Origin of the sequence: Oceanicella actignis, assembly GCF_008124525.1 — a bacterium.
Classification (GTDB): Bacteria; Pseudomonadota; Alphaproteobacteria; order Rhodobacterales; family Rhodobacteraceae; genus Oceanicella; species Oceanicella actignis.
In genome coordinates this window covers 229281-251450 of record NZ_VNHJ01000001.1, presented here as the reverse complement: position 1 = coordinate 251450, position 22170 = coordinate 229281, and the positions used below count along the sequence as shown (strand labels likewise).

Here is a 22170-nt window from a genome sequence, read left to right as displayed (position 1 = left end):
GGCGACGGGGGGCGCGCAAGGGACGCGCATGGGCGCCGCCGGCGGCGCGGCGGGCGCCCGCCCCCTCAGCCGGCGCAGCACGACAGCGAGGCCACGTCCCGCTCGAAGGTCTGCGCGGCCAGCTTCAGCCCCTCGGCCATCGTCAGGTAGGGGAAAATGGCGTCGCCCAGTTCGCGCGCCGTCATGCCCGCCCTGATCGCCATGGCCAGCGTCTGGATGACCTCGCCCGCCTCGGGCGCGGCGATCTGGCCGCCCAGCAGGCGCCCGTCCGCCGCATCGGCCACCAGCTTGATCGCGCCGCGCGCATCGCGGCCGACGGCGGCGCGCGGCACATGCTCGAGCGACAGCACGCTGACGCGCGCCTCGCGGCCCGCCGCGCGGGCCTCGGCCTCGGTCAGCCCGACCCCGGCGACCTGCGGATCCGAGAACACCACCCAGGGCACGGCGGAATCGTCGTAGCGAAGCGCCGCCAGCCCCAGCGCGTTGCTCGCCGCCACCTTGCCGCCATGGGCGGCCATGTAGACGAAGGGCTCGCGATCCGTCACATCGCCGGCGGCGTAGACGCCGGGGCGCGTCGTGGCCATGTCGGGGCCGACGCGGATGGCGCCGCGCGCGTCGGTCTCGACGCCCAGCTCGGCCAGGCCCAGCCCTTCGACGTTGGGGACCCGCCCGGCGGCGACGACAAGGCGCCCGGCGCTCAGCTCGAGCCGCGCGCCGTCGCGCGCGCATGTCAGCGTCACCCCCTCGGGGCCGCGCGATGCGCGCAGATAAGTCAGCCCCGTCTCGACGCGCAGCCCCTCGGCGCGCAAGGCGTCGGTCAGCGCGGCGGCGATCTCGGGCTCGGCGCCGGGCAGCAGGCGCGAGCGGGCGAGCAGCGTCGTCTCGACGCCCAGCCGCGCCGCCATCTGCGCCAGCTCGACGCCCACATAGCCGCCGCCCAGAACGATCAGGCTGCGCGGCTTGTCGCGCAGCGTCAGAAGGCCGGTCGAGTCGAGCGCGCCGACCTCGGCCAGCCCTTCGATGTCGGGCATGCGCGGGCGCGAGCCGGTGGCCAGGATCACGCGCGGCGCGCGGAACACGCGCCCGCCCGCCTCGACGCCCTGCGCGCAGGGCCACGCGGGGCCCAGCTCGAAATAGGCGATGCCCGGATGGCGCGGCAGCAGGTCGGCGTATTTGCGCCGGCGCATCTCGTCGACCAGCCGCGCCGTTCCCTCGACCAGCCCCGCCCAGTCGGCGACGGCCTTGCAGGGCGTCACGCCGGGAAAGCGGCCCGCATCGGCCGCGCCGCGCACCGCCGCGGCGGCGCGGATCATGGCCTTGGAGGGCACGCAGCCCACATTGACGCAGGTTCCGCCGATGGTCCCGTGCCCGAACAGGGCCACGCGCCGTCCCGCCTCGGCGGCGGCGATGGCGGCCGAGAAGCCGGCCGACCCCGCGCCGATGACCGCCAGATCGAACGCGTCGTCCCCCCGCGCGCAGCAATCGGCGCTCAACGTCCGCCCCCTTCCGGCGCCTTGCGCCGGCGCGCGCGAAGCAGCGCGTAGACCGTCAGCGCGACGAAGAAGGCCAATGCGGGCAACAGCACGTAGTCGAGCCAGCCAAGCGCCGCCGAAAGGCCCAGCGCCCCCAGCGCCACGACCAGAAGCGGCGTGAAGCAGCACAGCGCCGCCACGGCGGTTCCGACCGCACCGACGGCCAGCAGCCTTCGATCCCTGTTCGTCCCTTGCGTCATCGCGTGATCCTTGCTTCGGGGCCGCCGGTCGGCCCGCAACCTTCCCGGCCATGTGCGCCACGCTACGCCCTGTAGCCGCTACAGGCTCAAGCCCCGATGCGCATGCCGGGCGGTCACGAAAGCGCGAGAGGCGGCGGGCGCGGCGGCGGCCCGGGCGCGCGCCGCCGCCCTTGCAGGCAAGGGGCGCCGAAGGCGGGGCGGTCAGGGGGCGGCGGTCAGGGGGCGGCGCAGAGGGCGCGCGCAGGGGCCGAGCCGCAGCGCCCGGCCCGCGCCGGCCTCAGCGCGCGCAGGCGCGGCAGCGCGTCAGCGCGGGATCAAGGGCCAGACGCTCTTCGCCGATGAACTCGCCGCACGAATCGCACCAGCCGTAATCCTCGGTCCCGATGCGCCGGATCGCGGCGTCGAGGGCGCGGATGCGCGCGCGCCGGCGGGCCTCCTGCGCGCGGGCCATGGCCTGCTGCTGCATGGCGTCCATGCGCGACAGGCGCCCCACGCTCTGCTGGTCCAGCTCGACGGGGCGGCGGTCGGCCTCGGTCGATTGCGAGGCCTGCGCAAGCGCCGCGCGCTCGGCCTGCAGGCGGGGCAGGAAGCGGCGCCGGAGCTCTTCGGGATCGGGTTCGCAGGCGGACATGCCCCTACCGCATCAAAAGGATCGGCGCCTTGCAAGAGCGGATCATCTCGGCCGTGGTCGAGCCCAGAAGCAGGCTGCGGATGCGGCTGTGGCCATAGGCGCCCATCACCACCAGATCGAAGCCGCGCTCTTCGACCAGCTTGCCCAGAACGGCTTCGGGCTGGCCGGGCAGCAGCTCGGCACGGGCCTTCAGCCCGGCATCGGCCAGCAGCGCCGCCGCGCCCTCGATCATCCGGCGCATGGACGGCGCGTCGGCGCCGACATGGACCACATGCGCCTCGAGCCCCGCGAAGAGCGGATCGCGCGCCATGCGCTCGACCGCGGCCTCGGCCACGGCGCCGCCGTCATGGGCGACCAGCACCCGCGCGATGGGGCGGAAGGCGCGCGAGGCGACCAGGACCGGCCGGCGGCTGGCGCGCGCCACGCGCTCGAGATTCGAGCCCAGATGGCCCTTGGCGAAATCGGCCGCCTCGCCGCGTTTGCCGATCACGATCATGCGCGCATGCGCCTCGGCGTCGGCCACCGCCTCGACCAGGTCGCCCTGCAGCAGCCGCGCGCTGGCGTCGGTCACGCCGTCGCGCGCCAGAATGGCCAGCGCGTCGTCCAGAATGGCGCGGCCGCGGCGGCTCATCAGCCGCGCCCGGCGGGCGTCCAGCTCGGCCAGCTCGGCAAGCAGCGCGCTGCGCGCGCCAAGGCGGATGGCGCCCGACAGATCGCGCCGCTCGGGCGCCTCGGGGCGCGGCAGCACATGCACCAGCTCGACCGCCAGGCCCGCACGCCGCGCCGCCCAGGCCGCATGATCGCAGACCGAGGCCGAGTAGATCGAACCGTCGACCAGCGCCACCAGCTTGCGCGGCGCGTCGGGGGCTTGGGGAGCGTCGGGAGCTTCGGACATGGGGGCGCCTCCTTCCTCAGTGGACCGGCAGGGCGTCGAGCGCGCCGGGCTTGTCATGGATGGCCAGCTTGTCGACCAGGGTCTCGCTGGCTTCGTTCAGGCCGACGACCTCGACCTCGGCGCCCTCGCGCCGGAAGCGCAGGACGGCCATGTCCAGCGCCTGCACGCTGGAGATGTCCCAGATATGCGCGCGGCTCAGATCGATGACGACGCGGTCCAGAACCTCGCGGAAGTCGAAGGCGTTCATGAAATCCTCGACCGAGCCGTAGAACAGCTGCCCCTCGACGACGTAGGTGCGCTCGCGCCCGTCGCGCGACAGCTGCGAGCGCACGTTGAACAGCTGCGCGATCTTGCCCGCGAAGAAGATGCCCGACAAGAGCACGCCGGTCAGCACGCCGATGGCCAGGTTGTGGGTGAAGACCACCGTCGCGACCGTGGCGAGCATGACGATCGAGGACGAGCGCGGATGCGTGCGCAGCGCCTTGATCGAGGACCACGAGAAGGTGCCGATCGACACCATGATCATGATCGCCACCAGCGCGGGCATGGGAATGCGCGCCACCCAGTCGCCCAGGAACACCACCAGCACCAGCAGCGCCAACCCCGCGACGAAGGTCGACAGCCGCCCGCGCCCGCCCGATTTGACGTTGATGATGGACTGGCCGATCATCGCGCAGCCGGCCATGCCGCCGATGAAGCCGGTGGCGGCGTTGGCCAGGCCCTGGCCGATGCACTCCTGATTGCGGTCCGAGCGCGTGTCGGTCAGCTCGTCGACGATGTTCTGCGTCATCATGCTCTCGAGCAGCCCCACCGCGGCCACCGCCAGCGAATAGGGGGCGATGATGCCCAGCGTCTCGAGCGTCGGCGGAATGTCCGGGATCAGGAACACCGGCAGCGTGTCGGGCAGCGCGCCCATGTCGCCGACGGTGCGCACGTCCCAGCCGAAGGCCATCGTCGCCGCCGTCAGCGCCACGATCGCCACCAGCGGCGAGGGCACGGCGCGCGTCAGCCGCGGGAACAGGTAGATGATCGCCAGCCCCGCCGCCGCCATCGGATAGGTCGGCCACGGCACGCGCGCCGGGTCCAGCTCGGGCAGCTGGGCGAGGAAGATGAGGATGGCCAGCGCGTTGACGAACCCCGTCATCACCGAGCGCGAGACATAGCGCATCACGAAGCCCAGCTTCAGCAGCCCCGCCGCGATCTGGATCAGCCCCGCCAGCACCGTCGCCGCCAGCAGGTATTGCAGCCCATGCTCGCGCACCAGCGTGACCATCAGCACCGCCGTCGCCGCCGTGGCGGCCGAGATCATGCCCGGCCGGCCGCCCACGAAGGCGATCAGCACCGCGATCGAGAAGCTGGCGTAAAGGCCGACCTTGGGATCCACCCCCGCGATGATCGAGAAGGCGATCGCCTCGGGGATCAGCGCCAGCGCCACCACCAGCCCGGCCATCAGATCGCCGCGCACGTTGCCAAACCACTCTTCGCGGTATCGTTCGATCGAGATCATGGAAAATTCCGTCCTTGACCGCTCGGCGCGCCGAGCGGAGCTGCTCATGCCATGTCCTTCGGGGGATGACCGGCGCCGCGGCCGCCTGCGCCGCCGGGCCCGTTCTTGTGGGCCCCGCGATACACGCCGCGCGCCCCCTTGCCAAGCGCGGCGCGCGCAAGGCGGCCTTGCGGGGGCCGCGAGGCGCGCCCGGGTGCTTCTCGACGGGCGCCGAACGGGACGCGGACGGGGCGCAAGCCAGCGCCGGTCGGAGAGACGGAGCGCAGGCGGCGAAGGCGGGGATCATCGGGCGCCGCGCCCATCGGGCCGGGCGCGGGGGCAAGCGACGCATGACGCCGCGCCGCCTGGCAAACGGGCCGACGATCGGACCGGCCGCCGGCACGGCGACGAGCCGTCGGCGCAGGGCGTCGAGGAGCGCGGCGCCTCGGCGGCGGCGGGGGGCCTCAGCCGGCGGGCTGGGCGGCGCGCGGCGCCTCGGCGGCCGCGGCGCGCGCCGGCCCGGGGGCGACGCGCAGGCGCTCGACCTCCTGCGCCAGGGATTCGGCCAGCGCCGCCAGCTCGTCGGCGGCCGCGCCGCGATGGGCCTCGACGCGCAGCGCCGTCAACGCCGCCTGGTAGCGCGCGGCCAACAGCGCCGGATCCGCGTCCGGCGCCAGCTCGCCCATCGCGCGGGCGCGCTCGAAGGCGGCGGCGAATTCGGCGCGCATCTGCTCGAAATGTGCGCGCGCGCCGGCCGCCAGGCGCGATTCGTCCGGCGTGGCCTCGAGCATGGTCTTGACGATCATGCAGGCGCGCGCCTCGGCCCCGCCGGGGTTCTGGCGGGCATGGGTGCGCAGGTGATCGGCCAGCGCCGCCAGCATCGACCCCCCGCGCCCGAGCTGCGCGCGCAGCGCCTCGCGCGAGCGCCGGGCGTAGCGGTCCAGACAGGCCAGGAACAGCGCCTCCTTGCTCTTGAAGGCGGCGTAGATGCTGCCGGGCTTCATGCCCAGCGCCGCCTCCAGATCCTTGAGCGAGGTGGCGTGATAGCCCTTGCGCCAGAAAAGCTCGGTCGCCGCGTCCAGCGCCTTGTCGCGGTCATATGGGGGGGCTCGTCTCATGCTGCGCATCATAGGACATGGCGCGGCCGCTGTCGCGGGGAAGAGATCACGTTTGAGTGATCGCTCAAATTACCCATTGAGCGATCGCTCAAATGCGCCCATCTTCCGTCTCGCCGGCGCAAGGACCGGCGCAACCTCGAGGAGACCGAGAATGAACGTGACCGAACGCGGTTTCACCCAGCATGACGAGACCACCGCCCCCGAAGAGAGCAAGCCGCTGCTGGCGCGCTCGAAGGCGGCCTTCGGCTCGATCCCCGGCCTGCACGCCGTGATGGCCGAGGCGCCCGGCCTGCTCGAAGGCTATCAGAAGCTGCACGAGCTGTTCCTGAATTCGAGCTTCGACAAGGACGAGCTGACGGTCGTCTGGCAGACCGTGAACGTCGAGAATCAGTGCCATTACTGCGTGCCCGCCCACACCCTGATCGCCAAGGGCATGGGCGTCGACGACGCGCTGGTCGAGGCGCTGCGCAACGGCGAAGCCCTGTCCGACCCCCGGCTCGAGGCGCTGCGCCAGTTCACGCTCAAGGTCGTGCGCCAGCGCGGCGATCTGTCCGACGAGGACATCCAGGCCTTCCTCGACGCCGGCTTCACGCGCCGCCAGATCCTCGAGGTGATCCTGGGCTATGCGCAGAAGGTGATGTCGAACTACACCAACCGCATCGCCCGCACGCCCATGGACAAGCGCTTCGAGAAATTCGCCTGGACGCCGGCGCGGCAGGCCGAATCGGCCGCCTGAGCGGCCCCGGCGGCCCGCCCCACGCGCCCCGCGCGGCCCGCGCGGCCCGGTCCGCGGCGGGACGACCCGCGGCGGGGCGGGCGCGCCGGCCGCAGGCGGAAAAGGACGGCGGGCGCGGCGCGATGGCCGCGCCGCGCGCCGTCGAGAAGGCTCAAGAGAGAGAAGATGGTGGGCGGTACTGGGCTCGAACCAGTGACCCCAGCGATGTGAACACTGTGCTCTACCAACTGAGCTAACCGCCCGGTGACGCGCTCTATATTGGCACGCGGCGAAGGGGTCAAGAGGAATTGCGCGCCCCCTGCCCCGCCGCCGGGACCAGGCGCTCGAGCGTCGCGGGCAAGGCCGCGAAATCGCGCACGATCGCCTCGGGCCCAAGGGCGCGCGGATCGTCCGCCGACAGCCCGAAATCGACCAGCACGCAAGGCACGCCCGCGGCGCGGGCCGTTTCGCGGTCGGTGACCGTGTCGCCCACCAGCGCCGCCGAGTGCAGCGCGCCGCCCGCGCGCAGCACCGTCTGTCGCAGATGTTCGGGGTCGGGCTTGCGCACCGGCAGCGCATCGGCGCCCAGAACGGCGGCGAAGCGGCGCGCCAGCCCCAGCTCGGCCAGCAGCAGCTCGGCCAGGCGCTGGGGCTTGTTGGTGCAGACGGCCAGCGCCCAGCCGGCGGCGGCAAGCCGCTCCAGCGCCTCGGCCACGCCGGGAAACAGGCGCGTGCGCTCGGCGATCCGCGCCTCGTAAAGCGCCAGGAAACGCGGCAGCAGCGCCTCGGCCTCGGCGCCGGCGCGGCGCGGGTCCAGCCCCGCGCGCGCCAGCCCCTCGGTCAGCATGGCGCGCCCGCCACGCCCGGCCAGCCCCTGGTCGCGCCCTGGATCCAGCGGCGCCCCACGCCCCGCCGCGGCCAGCGCCGCATTCGCGGCCCCCAGCAGGTCGGCGCTGGTGTCGGCCAGCGTTCCGTCCAGGTCGAAAGCCGCGCAGCGCGGCCGCCCCGCCCCGCGAGCGGGCGCAACATTCTGCAACAACATCTGACCGCCATTCGTCTTTTTACCCACCAAGCATGGTGCTATGAGGCGGCTCATGACAAGTCGAGACATTTCCGCCCCCGATCCCTCCGCCCCGCCCCGCCCCGCGGCCGTCGTCATCCTGGCGGCGGGCGAGGGCTCGCGCATGAATTCGGACCTGCCCAAGGCGCTGCACCCCATCGGCGGCGCGCCCATGCTGGCCCATGTGATCGCGGCGGCCGAGGCGCTCGAGCCGGCGCGCATGGCGCTGGTCGTCGGCGCCGGCGCCGACCAGGTGACGCGCGCCGCCCGCGACCTGCGCCCCGACATCGCCGTGGCGGTGCAGGAGCCGCGCCTGGGGACCGCCCACGCCGTGCGCCAGGCGCTGCCCGCGCTCGAGGGCTTCGAGGGCGACGTCTTCGTGCTTTACGCCGACACGCCGCTCATCCGCCCCGAGACGCTGCGCGCCATGGCCGCCCGCCGGGCCGAGGGGGCGGCGGCCGTGGTTCTGGGCTTCGAGGCCGCCGACCCGGGCGCCTATGGCCGGCTGATCGTGCGCGACGGCGCGCTCGAGCGCATCGTCGAGGCGCGCGAGGCCGGCCCGGACGAGCTGGCCGTGCGGCTGTGCAACTCGGGCGTGATGTGCGTGGACGCGGCGCGCCTGCCGGCGCTGCTGGCCCAGGTGCGCGCCGACAACGCCAAGGGCGAATACTACCTGACCGACATCGTCGCCCTGCTGCGCGCCCAGGGCGGCGCGGTCGCGGTCGAGCTGTGCCCCGAGGCCGAGACGCTGGGCGTGAACGCGCGCGACGACCTCGCGCGCGCCGAGGCCGCCTTCCAGGCGCGCATGCGCGCCGCCGCGCTGGCCGACGGGGTGACGCTCGTCGCCCCCGAGACGGTGTTCTTCGCCCATGACACGGTGCTGGGGCGCGATTGCGTGGTCGAGCCGAACGTCGTCTTCGGCCCGGGCGTGACCGCCGAGACGGGCGCGCGCATCCGCGCCTTCTCGCATCTCGAGGATTGCCACGTCTCGGCCGGCGCCTCGGTCGGCCCCTTCGCGCGGCTGCGCGGCGGCGCCGAGATCGGCCCCGACGCGCGGGTGGGCAACTTCGTCGAGATCAAGAACGCCATCCTCGAGGAAGGCGCCAAGGCCGCGCATCTGACCTATCTGGGCGACGCGCATGTGGGCGCGCGCGCCAATGTCGGCGCGGGGACCATCACCTGCAACTATGACGGCTTCGCCAAGCACCGCACCGAAATCGGCGAAGAGGCGTTCGTGGGATCGAACGCGGCGCTGGTGGCGCCGGTGCGGGTGGGGCGCGGGGCGATCGTGGCCGCCGGCTCGACGATCACGCGCGACGTGCCCGACGACGCGCTGGCGCTGGCCCGCGGCCGGCAAGAGAACAAGCCGGGCCGCGCACCCGTTCTGCGCGCCGCGCTCGAGCGCGCCGCGCGCGCGCTGCGCGGCCGGGGCTGAGCAAGGGGAAAGGAGGCCGCCATGTGCGGAATCGTCGGAATGCTGGGGCGGCGCGAGGCGGCGCCCATCCTGCTCGACGCGCTGCGGCGCCTCGAATACCGCGGCTATGACAGCGCGGGCGTGGCGACCGTGCATGACGGCCGCATCGAGCGGCGACGCGCCACGGGCAAGCTGTCGGCGCTGGCCGAGCTGCTCGAGCGCGCGCCCCTGCCCGGCGCGACGGGCATCGGCCACACCCGCTGGGCCACGCACGGCGCGGCCACCGAGGCCAACGCCCACCCGCACGCCACCGAGCGCGTGGCGGTGGTGCACAACGGCATCATCGAGAATTTCCGCGCGCTGCGCGCAAGGCTCGAGGCCGAGGGCCGGCGCTTCGAATCGCAGACCGACACCGAGACCATCGTCCACCTGCTCGAAAGCGCGCTGGACGCCGGCATGGCGCCCGAAAAGGCCGCCGCCCACGCGCTGCGCCAGCTCGAGGGGGCCTTCGCGCTGTGCATCCTGTTCGCGCAGGACCCCGACCTGATGGTGGCCGCCCGGCGCGGCTCGCCGCTGGCGCTGGGCCATGGCGAGGGCGAGATGTTCGTCGGCTCGGACGCGCTGGCGCTGGCGCCGCTGACCGACCGCATCACCTATCTGGACGAGGGCGACATGGCCGTGCTCCGCCGCGAGGGCGCGCAGATCTTCGACGCCTCGGGCGCCCCGGTCGAGCGGCCCATGCGCGTGGTCGCCGCCAGCTCGGTGCTGGCCGAGAAGGGCGAGCACAAGCACTTCATGGCCAAGGAGATCTTCGAGCAGCCCACCGTCTCGGCCTATGCGCTGGGGCACTACCTGAACGCCGAGCGCACCGCCGTGCGCGGCGAGGCGGCCGACATTCCCTTCGACGAGGCCGACCGCGCGGTGCTGGTCGCCTGCGGCACCGCCCATTACGCGTGCCACGTCGCGAAATACTGGTTCGAGCGCCTGGCGCGCCTGCCGGTCGAGATCGACGTGGCGTCCGAGTTCCGCTACCGCGAGCCGCCCCTTTCGCGGCGCGACGTGGCGGTGTTCGTCAGCCAGTCGGGCGAGACCGCCGACACCCTGGCCGCCCTGCGCCACGCCCGCCCGCAGGTGCGCATGGCCGCGGCGGTCGTGAACGTGCCCGAAAGCTCGATCGCGCGCGAGGCGGATCTGGCCATGCCCATCCTGGCCGGCCCCGAGATCGGCGTCGCCTCGACCAAGGCCTTCACCAACCAGCTCATCACCCTGGCGGCCATGGCCATCGCCGCCGGGCGCCGGCGCGGCGCGCTGGACGCCGAGGCCGAGGCGCGGCTTGTCGGCGCGCTGTCCGAGCTGCCGCGCCTGATGGCCGAGGCCCTGCGCCGCGCCCCCGAGATCGAGGCCGCCGCGGCGCGCATCGCGCAGGCGCGCGACGTGCTGTATCTGGGCCGCGGGCCGATGTATCCGCTGGCGCTCGAGGGCGCGCTGAAGCTGAAGGAGATCAGCTACATCCATGCCGAGGGCTACGCCAGCGGCGAGCTCAAGCACGGGCCCATCGCGCTGGTCGATCCTCAGACCCCCACCGTCGTCATGGCGCCGCGGGACGCCTTGTTCGACAAGACCGTGTCCAACATGCAAGAGGTCATGGCCCGCGGCGGGCGCATCGTGCTGATCACCGACGCGGCCGGCGCCGAGGCCGCCGGCGAGGGCGCCGAGCGCGTGATACGGATGCCCGATTGCGATCCCTTCGTCGCCCCCATCCTCTACGCCCTGCCCGCGCAGTTGCTGGCCTATCATGCGGCGGCGCTTCTGGGAAAGGACGTGGACCAGCCAAGAAACTTGGCCAAGTCGGTCACCGTCGAGTAGAGTGCGCGAAGCGGCCCTCGGCCCGTCGTCCTCCGGCGGCGCCCGGGCCGGCAGGCAGAAAGGATCGCGCAGCTTGACGATGACGACACGTTTCGCCCTGATCGCCGCGGCGGCGCTGCTGGCGGGCTGCGCCGGGTCGGGCGACTCGGCCTACCGCGCGGCCAGTCTCGAACAGCCCGACTGCTACACCGTCGATCCCTTCAAGACCCCCCGCATCAAGAAGCCCTCGGACAAGGTGCCCGCGGCCTGGCGCGCCTTCGCCGGGCGCTGGGGCGGCGGGGCGTGGGACGGCTTCGTGTGCCACGACCTTTACGTCATGGCGGTCGAGCCCTCGGGCGACGTGCTGCTGTTCGACGCGCACGGCCCCGGCTTCGGCACGGACGCCACCGCCTTCACCCGCAAGGGGCGCATCGGCCCGGACGGGCATCTGCGGGTGCGCAAGGGCGCGGCCATGGTCGAATACTGGATCGAGGACGGCAAGCTGCACGGCGTGCGCGTCAAGGGCAACGCGCGCAATCGCATCATCATGTCCCGCCGCGAGCTGGCCCGGCGCTACGTCGCCGCGACGCCCAAGGTCGTCCCGACGGCCGATCCAAGCTGAGGGCCGGGCCCGCCTCGGCCCGGCCGGGGCCCCACATCCGCGCAAGCCCCGCCCCCGGCGCCGCCGCCGGTGCAAGACGCGACCGAAAGCCGCCAGCCGATCGGCCGCCGCGAACCTGCCCGCGCAGACCTGCCCGCAGCCGGCGCGGCCGAGCCCGAACGTCCCACCCGAACGACCGGCCCGGGCATCCCGCCCGCGGATCGCCGCCGCACATTCGCGCCGAACGCCCTGGCCGCACATCGCCGCGGGCGCTTGCCGCCGCGCCCGCCATGGATCGCCGCCATGGATCGCCGCCGGGGATCGCCGCCGGGCCGAACGCAGCCCCCCGCGCCAAGGCCCGGACGCGCGCGACCGCCTCAGCCCAGGACCGACCCGGCGGGCACGGGAAATCCGCGCTGGAAATCCTCGGCCGGCATCGGCGCGCGCCCCGCGCGTTGAAGGCGCTCGAGCCGCAGCGCGCCCTCGCCGCAGGCGATGAGCAGCCGGTCGTCCAGCGCCGTTCCGGGCGCGGCATCCGCACGCGGCGCCGCCTCGGGCGCGGCCAGCAGAACCTTGACCCGCTCGCCCGCGATCGTCGTCCAGGCGCCCGGGAACGGGCTCAGCCCCCGCGCCAGGCGGTCGAGCTCGGCCGCCGGGCGGCGCCAGTCCATGCGCGCCTCGTCCTTCGAGATCTTGGGCGCGTAGGTCGCCCCCTCCTCGGGCTGGGGAACGGGCGCGGCCGCGCCCTCGGCCAGCGCCGCCATGGCCTTGACCATCAGCGGCGCGCCGATGGCGGCCAGGCGGTCGTGCAGCTGGCCGGCGGTCTCGCGCGGGGCGATCTCGACCTCTTCGCGCAGCAGGACGGGGCCGGTGTCCAGGCCCTCGTCCATCTGCATGACGCACACGCCCGTGCGCGCGTCGCCCGCCATGATCGCGCGCTGGATGGGCGCGGCGCCGCGCCAGCGCGGCAGGAGCGAGGCGTGCAGGTTCCACGCCCCGAGCCGCGCCGCGCGCAGCGCCTCGGGCGGCAGGATCAGCCCATAGGCCACCACCACCGCCGCGTCGGCCTCGAGCGCCCGCAGCGCCGCCAGCTCGTCCGCGTCGCGCAGGCGGGCGGGCGTGCGCACCGGCAGCCCCAGCGCCTCGGCGCGGGCGTGAACGGGGGTCGGGCGCGGCCGCTTGCCCCGCCCCGCCGGGCGCGGCGGCTGGGTGTAGACGGCCGCGATCTCGTGCCCCGCGGCGGCCAGCGCGTCCAGCGTCGGAACCGAAAAATCCGGCGTGCCCATGAAGATCAGCCGCATGGCGTCCTACTCCCGCCCCTCGTGGCGCGCGCGCCGCTGGGCCTTGCGCGCGCGCTCGAGCGCGCGGCGCCGGCGCAGCGGGCTCAGCCGCTCGATGAAAAGCCGCCCGTCCAGATGGTCGAGCTGATGCAGCGCCGAGGCCGCCCAGAGCCCGGCGAACTCGCGCTCGACGCGCGCGCCGGTCTCGTCCAGATAGCCGATCCGCGCCCATGAGGGCCGCGCCACATCCTCCCACACGCCGGGCAGGTTGGGGCTGCCCTCCTTGTGCACGGCCAGCTCGGTCGAGGCGGCCAGCAGCTCGGGATCGGCCATGCGCACGGCGCCGTCGCGGCCCTCGGAGCAATCGACCACCGCAAGGCGCAGCATCACGCCGATCTGCGGCGCGGCCAGCCCGACGCCGGGCATCGCATACATGCTGTCGAGCATGTCGTCCCAGATGCGGCGCACCTCGTCGTCCACGCGGCCGACCGGCGCGCAGACCGCCCTCAGCCGCGGATCGGGCCAGCGCAGGAAGGGGCGCACGGCCACCGGGTCAGGCCTTCAGACGTTCGCGCTTGAGCTTCTTCATCTTGCCGGTGATGAGCTGCCGCTTCACGGCGCCCAGATAGTCGATGAAGAGCTTGCCGTTCAGATGGTCGATCTCGTGCTGGGCGCAGGTGGCGGCCAGGCCGTCGAACTCGGCCTCGCGCTCGGCGCCCTCGCGGTCGAGAAAGCGCACGCGCACGCGCGCGGGGCGGACGATCTCCTCGTAGATCTCGGGGATCGAGAGGCACCCCTCCTCATGCGCGCGGGTCTCTTCCGAGGCCCACACGATCTCGGGGTTGATGAGCGCCATGGGCGCGGGCGGCGCCTCGTCCTTGGACACGTCCATCACGAACACCCGCCGCAGCACGCCCACCTGCGGCGCCGCCAGCCCGACGCCGGGGGCGTCGTACATGGTGTCGAACATGTCGTCGATCAGCTTGCGCAGCGCGTCGTCCACCGCGGGGACGGGCTCGCAGACCTTCTTCAGGCGGGGGTCGGGATGGATCAGTATCGGGCGCACGCTCATGGCGTCGAGGTAGGCGAAGGCGCGCCCGCGGTCAAGGCCCGCGCGCCCCTTGCGGCGGCGTCCGCGCGGCCCTAGCCTGCCGCCCGCAACAGACCAAGGAACACCCCATGCGCTTCGATTTCGACCAGCCCATCGACCGCCGCGGCACCCATTCGATGAAGTGGGACATGATGGAGGCCGCCTACGGCGTCTCGGCCGAGGACGGCATCCCGATGTGGGTCGCGGACATGGACTTCAAGGCCCCGCCCGCGGTGAACGAGGCCCTGATCCGCGCCGCAGAGCACGGCGTGCACGGCTATTTCGGCGACGACCGCGCCTACAAGAGCGCGGTGATCGAGTGGCTGCGCCGGCGCCATGGCTGGCGGCCCGAGGCGGAGTGGATCTCGATCGTGCACGGGCTGGTGACGGGCACGGCGCTGTGCCTGCGCGCCTTCACCGAGCCGGGCGACGGGGTGGTGCTGTTCACGCCGGTCTACCACGCCTTCCACCGCATCATCCGCGCCAACGGACGGCGCGCGGTGCAGTCGCCCATGCGCCTGCGCGACGGGCGCTACGAAATGGACCTCGAGGCGCTCGAGCAGACGCTGGACGGGTCCGAGCGCATGGTCATCCTGTGCTCGCCGCACAATCCGGGCGGCCGGGTGTGGCGTGCGGACGAACTGCGCGCCGTGGCCGATCTGTGCGCGCGGCGCGACATGGTGCTGGTCTCGGACGAGATCCACCAGGACCTGGTCTATCCCGGCGCGCGCCACATCCCCACCGCCGCCGCCGCGCCCGAGGCCGCGCCGCGCCTTGCGACGCTGGTCGCGGCGACCAAGACCTTCAACATCGCGGGCGCGCTGACGGGCAGCGTCATCATTTCCGACCCCGCCCTGCGGGCGCGCTTTCGCGCCGCGCACGAGGCCATGGGCGCCACGCCCAACCGCATGGGCGTGCTGATGGCCACCGCCGCCTATGAGGGGGGCGAGCCGTGGCTCGAGGCGCTTCTGCCCTATCTCGACGAGAACCGCCGCATCCTCGAAAGCGGCCTGGCCGCCCTGCCCGGCGTGCGCGTCATGCCGCTGCAATCGACCTATCTGGCCTGGGCCGACTTCGCCGACATGCCCCTGCCGCAGGACGAGATCCGCCGCCGCCTGCGCGAGAAGGCGCGCATCGCGGTCAATTACGGCGAGACCTTCGGCGTCGGCGGCGAGACCTTCCTGCGCTTCAACTTCGCCACCCGCCGCGCGCTGGTCAAGGAGGCCGCCGCGCGCCTGGCCGAGGCTTTCGCCGACCTCGGATGAGCAGGGGCCGAGAGCGGGGCCGAGCGGCGCGCCGGGCCCGAGCGCGTGGGCCGGCGCCCGCCATCCGCCCCGCGACCGCGTCAGTTGCAAGCGGCGGCGCGCCGGCCCTCAGGCCGCTTCCCGCGCCGCCTTGCCCGGCTCGGCCGCGTTGGCCGCAAGCGCAAGAGGCGCGCGCCACAGGCGCAGCGCCGCGCGCCCCTGCGCGGCCCAGAAGGCGCCAAGCGCGCCCATCTCCTCATCCGCCGCATCCAGCGCCACCGAGGCCGCGTCCGCGGCCGGAACGGGAATGCGCGCCTCGACCTCGTTCATCTCGGCCTCCATGCGCGCATCGAAGGCGGCGGCCAGGCGCATCATCGCGCGGTTGGAGCGGGTGGTGTGGACCACAAGCTCGCGCGCGCCGCGGTTGCGCGCGCGCCGCAGCGCCCGCGCCATGAGCGCCTCGCCCAGCCCCATGCGGCGGAACGGCGCCTCGACCGAGAAGGCGGCCTCGGCCACGTCGCCGCACAGGATCAGCTCGGCCGCGCCGCGCAGAACGCCGTCCTTGAACCAGCCGATCACGTTGCGGTCGGCCGTCAGCGGCTCGGCCGCATGACGGGCCAGGGCCTCGGCGGACATGGCGCCGTGAAAGCGCATGTTCAGGTCGATGGGCGACAGGCGGCGCAGATGCGCCAGCAGCGCCTCGCCCTCCCACCAGCCCAGGGTGCGGAAGACCCCCATCGCCCGCAGCGCATCGCGGCGGGGGGCCGCGCGCTCGGCGGCGGCGGGGGTCGGCGCCTGGGCCGGGGTCGGGGTCGGGGTCGGGATCCGGGTCGGGGTCGAGACGTTCGCGATCATGGCGTTTTCCCTCGCGCGATCGGCGGCTTTGGACGATGCGGGGCGCTCCTCTCGCCCGACCCTCTGCCGGGGCCTTGACCGGGAATATGCCGCACAAGGCGCGCATATTGCACCGCACCATCGCGCAACGCCGCCTTGCGCCCCGCGCAAAGCGGCCCCAAGCGGCGCGATTGCTGCGCCGCCGCATCGGGCGTTGACAGAGGGTGGCGCAAGGACGTATCGCTGAGCGCGAACCTCGCGAAATATTCTTGCCGGAGACCCACGCATGAGCTTCAAGGTCCAGCCCGCCGCCCCCGCCCGCCCGAACCGCTGCCAGCTGTTCGGCCCCGGCTCGCGGCCGCAGATCTTCGAGAAGATGGCCGCCAGCGCCGCCGACGTCATCAACCTGGACCTCGAGGATTCTGTGGCGCCGGGCGACAAGGCCCAGGCCCGCCGCAACGTGGTCGAGGCCATCAACGACATCGACTGGGGCGCCAAGACCCTGTCGGTGCGCATCAACGGCCTGGACACGCCCTTCTGGCACAAGGACCTGATCGAGGTGCTCGAGAATGCGGGCGAGCGGCTGGACCTGATCATGATCCCCAAGGTCGGCAACGCCGGCGACATCTACGCGGTGGACGCGCTGGTCTCGGCCATCGAGGCCGAGAAGGGCCGCAAGAAGCGCATCGGCTTCGAGGTCATCATCGAGACCGCCGCCGGGCTTCAGCATGTCGAGGAGATCGCCGCCGCCTCGCCGCGCATGCAGGCCATGAGCCTGGGCGCCGCCGATTACGCCGCCTCGATGGGGATGCAGACCACGGGCATCGGCGGCACGCAGTCGAACTACTACATGCTGCAGAACAAGGAGGATGCCGGCGACGGCCCGCGCGCGCGCCACTGGTGCGATCCGTGGCACCATCCGATCGTGGCCATCGTGGCGGCCTGCCGCACCCATGGCCTGCTGCCCGTGGACGGGCCGTTCGGCGACTTCTCGGACGACGAGGGCTATCTGGCCCAGGCGCGCCGCTCGGCCACGCTGGGCATGGTGGGCAAGTGGGCCATCCACCCCAAGCAGGTGGCGCTGGCCAACCAGGTCTTCACCCCCTCGGAAGAACAGGTGCGCGAGGCGCGCGAGATCCTCGCCGCCATGGAAGAGGCCGAGAAGGCTGGCCAGGGCGCGGCCGTCTACAAGGGGCGCCTGGTGGACCTGGCCTCGATCCGGCAGGCGCAGGTGATCGTGCGTCAGGCCGAGATGATCGCCGGCTGAGCGCCAAGGCGAACCGGGCGCGCCGCCCGGGCCGAGGGCGCGCCCGACCGGCCGGCGGCGGCCCGAGCGAAGGGCGCGGGTGCGGCCGAGGCCGGGCGCAGCGACCGGACGCCCCGGGCGATCGCCCGGGCCGGGGGTGCGCGAAAGCGCATGGGCCTTCGCGCCACGCTCCCAGCCAACCGAAACCGCCAGCCGACGCCGCGCGCAGACGGCCCCGGGCGCCCGTCGCCGCATCAGCGACCGCCGCGTGGGAACTGGCCGAGGGGACCGATCATCGCCGGGCCGCGCCCAGGCTGCCGCCCCGGCGCAGCAGCGGGTCCGAGGGAGACAAGGGACTGCGCCGCGGGTCCCGCCCACGCCTTGACCCACAAGAATCGACGACCTGCACCGCGGGGCCGCCGGCGATGCCCATGCGCGAGGCTGCGCCCCAGGCCCGCCGCGCAGGGGCCGGCCAGAGGGTCCCGATCATCCCGGGCCGCGCCGGCGCCGCCGACCGCGCGCAGCCGCAGGCCCGAGGGAAAACGACGACCTGCGCCCCGGGCCAGCCGCACGCCCTGCTGCCCCCTTGGGGATCAACGACCCGCGCCATGGCGCGGCCCCATCGCCCGCCGCGCCCCGCCTGGGCCGCACCCGCGCCCCTTCGCCCGCCGCGCGCCGCGGTGGGCGGGCGCGATCGCTCAGCGCCCTTCGAGCTGCGCGCGCGCCTCGGCCTCGAGCCGGGCCGAGCCGGCCTCGATCACCTCCTCGAGCCGGGCCAGAAGCTCGCGCTTGGGCAGGCCGGCGGGCAGCGGGTCGTGGAATTCGAGCGTCGCGACCCCCGCGCGGCGCAGCAGGCCGCGCCGCGGCCAGAACAGCCCGCAATTGGTCGAGGCCGGAACCACCGGCTGACGCAGCGCCATGGCCAGCGCGGCGACGCCGGGCTTGTAGGGCGCCTTGGCGCCGGGCGCCAGGCGCGTGCCCTGCGGAAAGATCACCGTCTGCCCCGAATCGGCCGCCGCCGCGCGCATGCGCGCGACCATGTCCCTGACCGCCCGCGCGCCGGCCTCGCGATCGACGGGCGCGCAACCCACCCGCATGGCGTAAAAGCCCAAGATCGGCGTCCAGCGCAGCGAACGCTTCATCACGAAGCGCGGGCGCGGCAGCACGTTGGTCAGGATCAGGATGTCCATGAAGCTCTGATGCTTCGAGGCGACGATCACATCCTCGGTCGGCACGCGCCCGCGCACCTCGACGCGCAGCCCGCACAGCCGCCGCGCGGCCCACAGCACGATGTCGGTGTAGCGGTGCAGCGCCCACCACGCGCCCTGTCGCGACCACGCCGCCATGGGCGCCAGCGCCACGCCCATTGCAAGCATGAGCGCATACATGAAGACGATGAAGACGAGCGAGCGCGCGTATTGCATCATTCGGGCCTCCTGAGCGCCGCAAGAACCGCCATGCGCGTCGCGGCCCATGCCGCCGCGCCGGCCAGAAGGGGCGCCGCCGCGGCCGCGACCCACCCCGCCTCGGCCAGCCCCGCCGCGCCGCCCAGCGCCCGCGCGGCCAGGGGCGCGACGGCCTCGAGCGCCAGCGCCGCCGCCAGCGCCCCCGCCGCGCCGCCCGCCATGGCGCGCAGCGCATAGCGGCGCACGAAGGCGCGGGCGATGAAGTCGTTGCTTGCGCCCAGAAGGCGCAGCGTGTCCACCACCTTGCCGTTGGCCGCCAGCGTCGCGCGCGCGGCCAGCGTGACCATGGCCGCCGCACTCAGCGCCGCCAGAACCGCCGCGCTCCATGCCAGGGCGCGCAGCGCCCGCGCCGCCTCGAGCAGCGGCGCGCGCCAGCGGCCGTGATCGTCGTAGCGGGCCGAAAGCTCGGGTCCCGGCAGCTCGGCCGACAGGCGCGCATTCACCGCCTCGGGGTCCGGGCCCGGCCCGTCCGGGACCACGACGATCAGCCGCGGCGGCGCCAGCTCGTCGAGCGGCGCGTCGGGACCCAGCCATGGCTCGAGCAGGGCGCGCTGCTCGGCGTCGGTCAGCGCGCGCGCATCGGCCACGCCCGGGGTCGTGCGCAGCGCCCGCAGCGCGGTCGAGACGGCCGCGTCCATGCGCGCCGGCGGCGCCGAGACGCGCACCGTCGCGCTGCGCGCCAGCTCTTCGGCCCAGCCCTGCGCCGCGCGGTCGGCGGCCATGCCGATGGCGACCGCGACGACGGCCAGAAAGCTCATGGACGCCGAGGCGAACACCACCAGCCGCGCCACCACGCCCGAGCTTGGCGCCAGCGGCCGCTCCTCGGCGAAGGACGCGAGGGCGCGCAGACGCCGCGCGGCCCGGCAGATCGCGGCCGGCAGACGCGCGCTCATCGCCGCCGCCCCTGCGCCAGCACGCGCCCATCCTCGATGCGCAGGACCTGCACCGGGGTCTCGCGGCGGGCGGCGCGGATCAGCTCGTGATCATGGGTCGCGATCAGCACCCCCTTGCCGTGCCGATGCAGCGCCAATAGCAGCGACAGAAGCTCGACGGCCGTCTCGCGGTCCACATTGCCCGTGGGCTCGTCGGCGATGATCAGATCGGGCGCCCCGATCACCGCCCGCGCCAGCGCGGCGCGCTGCAGCTCGCCGCCGGACAGCTCGGCGGGCAGCGCATGGGCGCGCGCGCCAAGGCCCACCCACTCGATCAGCTCGGCCGCCTGGGCGCGACGCTCGCGCGCGGGGGCGCCGCGGATGCGCAGGGGCAACGCCACATTGTCGAACACGCTCAGATGATCCAGAAAGCGCCCGTCCTGGAACACCATGCCGATGCGCCGGCGCAGCGCGGCCACGGCGTCGGCGTCGGCCTCGGCGGCCTCGACGCCGAAGACGCGCAGCCGCCCCGCGCTGGGGCGCAGCGCCATGCGGCACAGGCGCAGGAAGGTGCTCTTGCCCGCGCCCGAGGGACCGGTGAGGAAGTGAAAGCCCCCGGCCTCGATGGTGAGGCTGACCTCGCGCAGGATCTCGCGCCCGCCGCCGTATCGGAACTCCACCCCGTCGAACTCGATCACCGCGCCCCACCGTTCACGCTGGCGTCGGGCCGTCGCCCGCGCGGTCGCGAGAATTGCAGAAGCGGCGCGGACGCGCAATCGTCGGGGCGCCGGCGGCTTGGCGCGCGCGCGCCGGCGCGCTAGAACGGCGAGGACAGCGTCGCGTATCCGGGCCCCTCTTCGGCCCCAACCCTTGAGGACCACCGCCGCCATGCAGATCACCTGCCCTTCCTGCGCCGCGCAATACGACGCGCCAGACGCCGCCTTCCCCATCGAGGGGCGCGTGGTCGAATGCAGCGCCTGCGGCGCGCGCTGGCTGCAACCCGGCCCGGCGGCGCCCGCCGCCGCCGGCGACGCGGCGCCGCGCGTGCCCGGTCTGGCCGAAGCGGCGCAGGCGCTGGCGGCGCTGCGCGAGGGGGCGTCCGAGGACGACGACGAGGAGGGCGAGGATGGCCGCGAGGCGCCCGCCGGGCCCAGCGCCCAGCGCATGGCGGACGATGGCTGGCCGGACGCGAAGGCCGCCGCCGGCCTGCGGGCGGCCGAGGTCGAATCGGTAGCCCCGCCGGCGGAATCGGCGCCGGACGAGGACGCCGCCGATGAGGGCGACGCGGGCGAAGGGGGCGCGGATGACGCGCCGGCGGATGACGGCGCCACGCTGGCCGACGCCCTGCGGGCGCGGCTGGCCGAGGCCGAGCGGCCGGCCGACCGCCGCAGCTGGCTCGACGACGAGGAGGACGAGGAGGACGACGCCGAACCCGCCGGCTCGGCCAATCTGGCGGCGCGGCTGCGCGCGAGGCGCGCGCCCGACCTCCCCGATGCCGAGGACGGCCCGGATGCCCCCGACGCCGACGCGCAGTCGCCCGCAAGCGACGAGGACGAGGCGGCGCCCCGCCCCGCCGAGGCCGCCCTTTCGGCCATCGCGCCGCCCCCCGCGCGCGCATCGCAGCCCGAGCTGGACGCCGCCCGCCTTGCCGCCCGCCTGCGCGAGGCCGACCCCGCGCCCGCGGCGCGGGGAGGCTTTCGCATCGGCTTCGCCGCGGCGGTCCTGATCGCCGCGCTGGCGGCGGGCGCCTATCTGACCAAGGATCGCATCTCGGCCGCCGCGCCGGCCGCCGCCCCCGCGCTCGAAGCCTACGCGCGCTCGGTGGATGCGGGGCGCCTGGCGATCCGCGACGGCGCCGAAGCGGCGCTTGAGCTGGGCGGCGATCTGGTCGAGAAGCTGCGCCGCGCCATCGCCGACGCGCTGGATCTCCCGCCCCAGCCCGAGGCCCTGCCCGAAGAGCCCGCCGCCGATCCGCACGACGAGGGCGCGGCCGAGCCGGCGCCGGGCGGGACAAGCGCGAACGGCTGATCCCCCGGGGGCGGAGCGGGGGCGGAGCGCATCCGCGGCGCATGGGCCTTGCGGCGCGGCCCGGCCGATCGATCGCGCAACCGGCCTTGCCGGCCAGGGGCGCGAGGCCTGAACCGGGCCGCGAAGATCCGCGACGCCTCGGCGCGCAAGCGGGCGCCGCTTGGGCGCAGAGCCGATCCCGACGCCCCGCCCCTGGCCGGAGGCCGCCGACGCCGGGGAAACGACGACGCGCCTCGCCCGCGGGCCCCGGCGCCGGGCGCGGGAGCGCCGCGCGAGTCATGCGGCCGCTTCCCCATCGCCGTCGAAGAGCCAGGGCAAGGGCCGGTGGGCGACGCCGCCCGGCCCGCGAACGTCTCGCGCCCCCTCCGCCTTGCGTCTTCTCCGGCGCGCATTCCTCGCCGCCCCGCGCCCATCGCGCGCGGCGCGGCGGGATGGGTTTGCGCGCCCGCGCGGGGTCCTCGGCCATTGCTCCGCCCGCGTTCGATGACTGGTCCGTCCTTGCGGACCCGCGCGACGGACCCATGCGCCCGCTTCGCTCGCGCGGCGGCGCGACCTTGATTCCGCCGCCCGCCGCCTCGCCCCAACGCCCGTGCCGTTCACGCGGCGGCGCGAC

At 74.5% G+C, this 22170-nt stretch carries 21 protein-coding genes and 1 tRNA gene; 7 read left to right on the top strand and 15 right to left on the bottom strand.

What is annotated here, in order from left to right; all coding sequences use genetic code 11:
* Window positions 1-65: 65 nt before the first annotated feature.
* The 6 genes from merA to LY05_RS01090 all read right to left on the bottom strand — a co-directional run bounded on the left by merA (window position 66) and on the right by LY05_RS01090 (window position 5862).
* Complete coding sequence (merA, locus tag LY05_RS01115; protein ID WP_148921794.1) at window positions 66-1493, bottom strand: mercury(II) reductase; 1428 nt, start codon at window positions 1491-1493, stop codon at window positions 66-68.
* A complete protein-coding gene (gene merF / locus LY05_RS01110; RefSeq protein ID WP_072746340.1) occupies window positions 1490-1732 on the bottom strand; it encodes a mercury resistance system transport protein MerF in 243 nt (80 codons plus the stop codon). Before merF ends, merA begins: the two co-directional genes overlap by 4 nt.
* A 277-nt stretch (window positions 1733-2009) precedes the next feature.
* Window positions 2010-2363, bottom strand: a complete 354-nt coding sequence (locus LY05_RS01105) for a TraR/DksA family transcriptional regulator (protein WP_148921793.1) — start codon at window positions 2361-2363, stop codon at window positions 2010-2012.
* 4 nt (window positions 2364-2367) lie between these two features.
* On the bottom strand, window positions 2368-3258 hold the full coding sequence (locus LY05_RS01100) for a universal stress protein (RefSeq protein ID WP_148921792.1): 891 nt from the start codon (window positions 3256-3258) through the stop codon (window positions 2368-2370).
* Window positions 3259-3274: 16 nt separating this feature from the next.
* Entirely contained in the window at window positions 3275-4765 is a 1491-nt protein-coding gene (locus tag LY05_RS01095) for a SulP family inorganic anion transporter (protein WP_072746343.1), read from the bottom strand.
* A gap of 443 nt (window positions 4766-5208) precedes the next feature.
* Window positions 5209-5862: a TetR/AcrR family transcriptional regulator gene (locus LY05_RS01090; protein ID WP_148921791.1), complete on the bottom strand. Its 654-nt coding sequence runs from the start codon at window positions 5860-5862 to the stop codon at window positions 5209-5211.
* Window positions 5863-6013: 151 nt separating this feature from the next.
* On the opposite strand from LY05_RS01090, the gene LY05_RS01085 reads away from it, so the two are divergent.
* Window positions 6014-6598, top strand: a complete 585-nt coding sequence (locus tag LY05_RS01085; RefSeq protein WP_148921790.1) for a carboxymuconolactone decarboxylase family protein — start codon at window positions 6014-6016, stop codon at window positions 6596-6598.
* Between the two features lie 166 nt (window positions 6599-6764).
* Here LY05_RS01085 and LY05_RS01080 read toward each other — a convergent pair.
* Together LY05_RS01080 and LY05_RS01075 are read right to left on the bottom strand one after the other, a co-directional pair.
* Window positions 6765-6840: transfer RNA gene (locus LY05_RS01080), tRNA-Val, on the bottom strand.
* Between the two features lie 35 nt (window positions 6841-6875).
* Window positions 6876-7619, bottom strand: coding sequence for an HAD-IA family hydrolase (locus tag LY05_RS01075; RefSeq protein WP_148921789.1), 744 nt, complete (start codon window positions 7617-7619; stop codon window positions 6876-6878).
* A 52-nt stretch (window positions 7620-7671) separates the two neighbouring features.
* Here LY05_RS01075 and glmU point away from each other — a divergent pair, with 52 nt between their 5' ends.
* The 3 genes from glmU to LY05_RS01060 all read left to right on the top strand — a co-directional run bounded on the left by glmU (window position 7672) and on the right by LY05_RS01060 (window position 11518).
* Window positions 7672-9072, top strand: a complete 1401-nt coding sequence (gene glmU, locus LY05_RS01070; RefSeq protein ID WP_072746347.1) for a bifunctional UDP-N-acetylglucosamine diphosphorylase/glucosamine-1-phosphate N-acetyltransferase GlmU — start codon at window positions 7672-7674, stop codon at window positions 9070-9072.
* Between the two features lie 21 nt (window positions 9073-9093).
* Window positions 9094-10917, top strand: coding sequence for a glutamine--fructose-6-phosphate transaminase (isomerizing) (gene glmS, locus LY05_RS01065; RefSeq protein WP_072746348.1), 1824 nt, complete (start codon window positions 9094-9096; stop codon window positions 10915-10917).
* A gap of 73 nt (window positions 10918-10990) precedes the next feature.
* Window positions 10991-11518: a hypothetical protein gene (locus LY05_RS01060; RefSeq protein ID WP_125458980.1), complete on the top strand. Its 528-nt coding sequence runs from the start codon at window positions 10991-10993 to the stop codon at window positions 11516-11518.
* A gap of 356 nt (window positions 11519-11874) precedes the next feature.
* On the opposite strand, the gene fmt is transcribed toward LY05_RS01060, so the two are convergent.
* The 3 genes from fmt to def (LY05_RS01045) are packed head-to-tail and all read right to left on the bottom strand — an operon-like array spanning window position 11875 to window position 13849.
* Window positions 11875-12798, bottom strand: coding sequence for a methionyl-tRNA formyltransferase (gene fmt, locus LY05_RS01055; protein ID WP_148921788.1), 924 nt, complete (start codon window positions 12796-12798; stop codon window positions 11875-11877).
* Window positions 12799-12804: 6 nt separating this feature from the next.
* Window positions 12805-13326 (bottom strand): peptide deformylase, encoded by a 522-nt coding sequence (gene def / locus LY05_RS01050; protein WP_072746351.1) that lies wholly within the window; start codon window positions 13324-13326, stop codon window positions 12805-12807.
* Between the two features lie 4 nt (window positions 13327-13330).
* The gene (gene def, locus LY05_RS01045; protein ID WP_072746352.1) at window positions 13331-13849 is read right to left on the bottom strand and encodes a peptide deformylase; all 519 of its coding nucleotides are present in this window, start codon (window positions 13847-13849) and stop codon (window positions 13331-13333) included.
* A 107-nt stretch (window positions 13850-13956) separates the two neighbouring features.
* Here def (LY05_RS01045) and LY05_RS01040 point away from each other — a divergent pair, with 107 nt between their 5' ends.
* Window positions 13957-15132, top strand: coding sequence for a MalY/PatB family protein (locus tag LY05_RS01040; protein ID WP_072746353.1), 1176 nt, complete (start codon window positions 13957-13959; stop codon window positions 15130-15132).
* 108 nt (window positions 15133-15240) lie between these two features.
* On the opposite strand, the gene LY05_RS01035 is transcribed toward LY05_RS01040, so the two are convergent.
* Window positions 15241-15966: a GNAT family N-acetyltransferase gene (locus LY05_RS01035; protein ID WP_072746354.1), complete on the bottom strand. Its 726-nt coding sequence runs from the start codon at window positions 15964-15966 to the stop codon at window positions 15241-15243.
* A gap of 265 nt (window positions 15967-16231) precedes the next feature.
* Here LY05_RS01035 and LY05_RS01030 point away from each other — a divergent pair, with 265 nt between their 5' ends.
* Window positions 16232-17212 carry an HpcH/HpaI aldolase/citrate lyase family protein gene (locus LY05_RS01030; protein WP_072746355.1) on the top strand — a complete coding sequence of 327 codons (981 nt, stop codon included), beginning with the start codon at window positions 16232-16234 and terminating at the stop codon, window positions 17210-17212.
* 677 nt (window positions 17213-17889) lie between these two features.
* Here the strand turns inward: LY05_RS01030 and LY05_RS01025 are convergent.
* Genes LY05_RS01025 through LY05_RS01015 form a run of 3 tightly spaced genes read right to left on the bottom strand, consistent with a single transcriptional unit; the run spans window position 17890 to window position 20227 of the window.
* Complete coding sequence (locus LY05_RS01025; RefSeq protein WP_148921787.1) at window positions 17890-18618, bottom strand: lysophospholipid acyltransferase family protein; 729 nt, start codon at window positions 18616-18618, stop codon at window positions 17890-17892.
* A complete protein-coding gene (locus LY05_RS01020; RefSeq protein WP_148921786.1) occupies window positions 18615-19550 on the bottom strand; it encodes a cell division protein FtsX in 936 nt (311 codons plus the stop codon). Before LY05_RS01020 ends, LY05_RS01025 begins: the two co-directional genes overlap by 4 nt.
* Window positions 19547-20227 carry a cell division ATP-binding protein FtsE gene (locus LY05_RS01015; RefSeq protein ID WP_148921785.1) on the bottom strand — a complete coding sequence of 227 codons (681 nt, stop codon included), beginning with the start codon at window positions 20225-20227 and terminating at the stop codon, window positions 19547-19549. Before LY05_RS01015 ends, LY05_RS01020 begins: the two co-directional genes overlap by 4 nt.
* Window positions 20228-20417: 190 nt before the next feature.
* Between LY05_RS01015 and LY05_RS01010 the strand changes: the two genes are divergently transcribed.
* Window positions 20418-21557: a zinc-ribbon domain-containing protein gene (locus LY05_RS01010; protein ID WP_148921784.1), complete on the top strand. Its 1140-nt coding sequence runs from the start codon at window positions 20418-20420 to the stop codon at window positions 21555-21557.
* Window positions 21558-22170 lie beyond the last annotated feature (613 nt).

Bases quoted from the DNA above. Each gene is read 5' to 3' on its own strand.
- LY05_RS01095 (WP_072746343.1), bottom strand. From the start codon at position 4,765: ATGATCTCGATCGAACGATACCGCGAAGAGTGGTTTGGCAACGTGCGC.
- LY05_RS01040 (WP_072746353.1), top strand. From the start codon at position 13,957: ATGCGCTTCGATTTCGACCAGCCCATCGACCGCCGCGGCACCCATTCG.
- glmS (WP_072746348.1), top strand. From the start codon at position 9,094: ATGTGCGGAATCGTCGGAATGCTGGGGCGGCGCGAGGCGGCGCCCATC.
- LY05_RS01025 (WP_148921787.1), bottom strand. From the start codon at position 18,618: ATGATGCAATACGCGCGCTCGCTCGTCTTCATCGTCTTCATGTATGCG.
- LY05_RS01100 (WP_148921792.1), bottom strand. From the start codon at position 3,258: ATGTCCGAAGCTCCCGACGCTCCCCAAGCCCCCGACGCGCCGCGCAAG.
- LY05_RS01105 (WP_148921793.1), bottom strand. From the start codon at position 2,363: ATGTCCGCCTGCGAACCCGATCCCGAAGAGCTCCGGCGCCGCTTCCTG.
- LY05_RS01075 (WP_148921789.1), bottom strand. From the start codon at position 7,619: ATGTTGTTGCAGAATGTTGCGCCCGCTCGCGGGGCGGGGCGGCCGCGC.
- def (WP_072746352.1), bottom strand. From the start codon at position 13,849: ATGAGCGTGCGCCCGATACTGATCCATCCCGACCCCCGCCTGAAGAAG.
- LY05_RS01030 (WP_072746355.1), top strand. From the start codon at position 16,232: ATGAGCTTCAAGGTCCAGCCCGCCGCCCCCGCCCGCCCGAACCGCTGC.
- LY05_RS01010 (WP_148921784.1), top strand. From the start codon at position 20,418: ATGCAGATCACCTGCCCTTCCTGCGCCGCGCAATACGACGCGCCAGAC.
- LY05_RS01085 (WP_148921790.1), top strand. From the start codon at position 6,014: ATGAACGTGACCGAACGCGGTTTCACCCAGCATGACGAGACCACCGCC.
- LY05_RS01035 (WP_072746354.1), bottom strand. From the start codon at position 15,966: ATGATCGCGAACGTCTCGACCCCGACCCGGATCCCGACCCCGACCCCG.
- LY05_RS01020 (WP_148921786.1), bottom strand. From the start codon at position 19,550: ATGAGCGCGCGTCTGCCGGCCGCGATCTGCCGGGCCGCGCGGCGTCTG.
- glmU (WP_072746347.1), top strand. From the start codon at position 7,672: ATGACAAGTCGAGACATTTCCGCCCCCGATCCCTCCGCCCCGCCCCGC.
- fmt (WP_148921788.1), bottom strand. From the start codon at position 12,798: ATGCGGCTGATCTTCATGGGCACGCCGGATTTTTCGGTTCCGACGCTG.
- LY05_RS01090 (WP_148921791.1), bottom strand. From the start codon at position 5,862: ATGAGACGAGCCCCCCCATATGACCGCGACAAGGCGCTGGACGCGGCG.
- merF (WP_072746340.1), bottom strand. From the start codon at position 1,732: ATGACGCAAGGGACGAACAGGGATCGAAGGCTGCTGGCCGTCGGTGCG.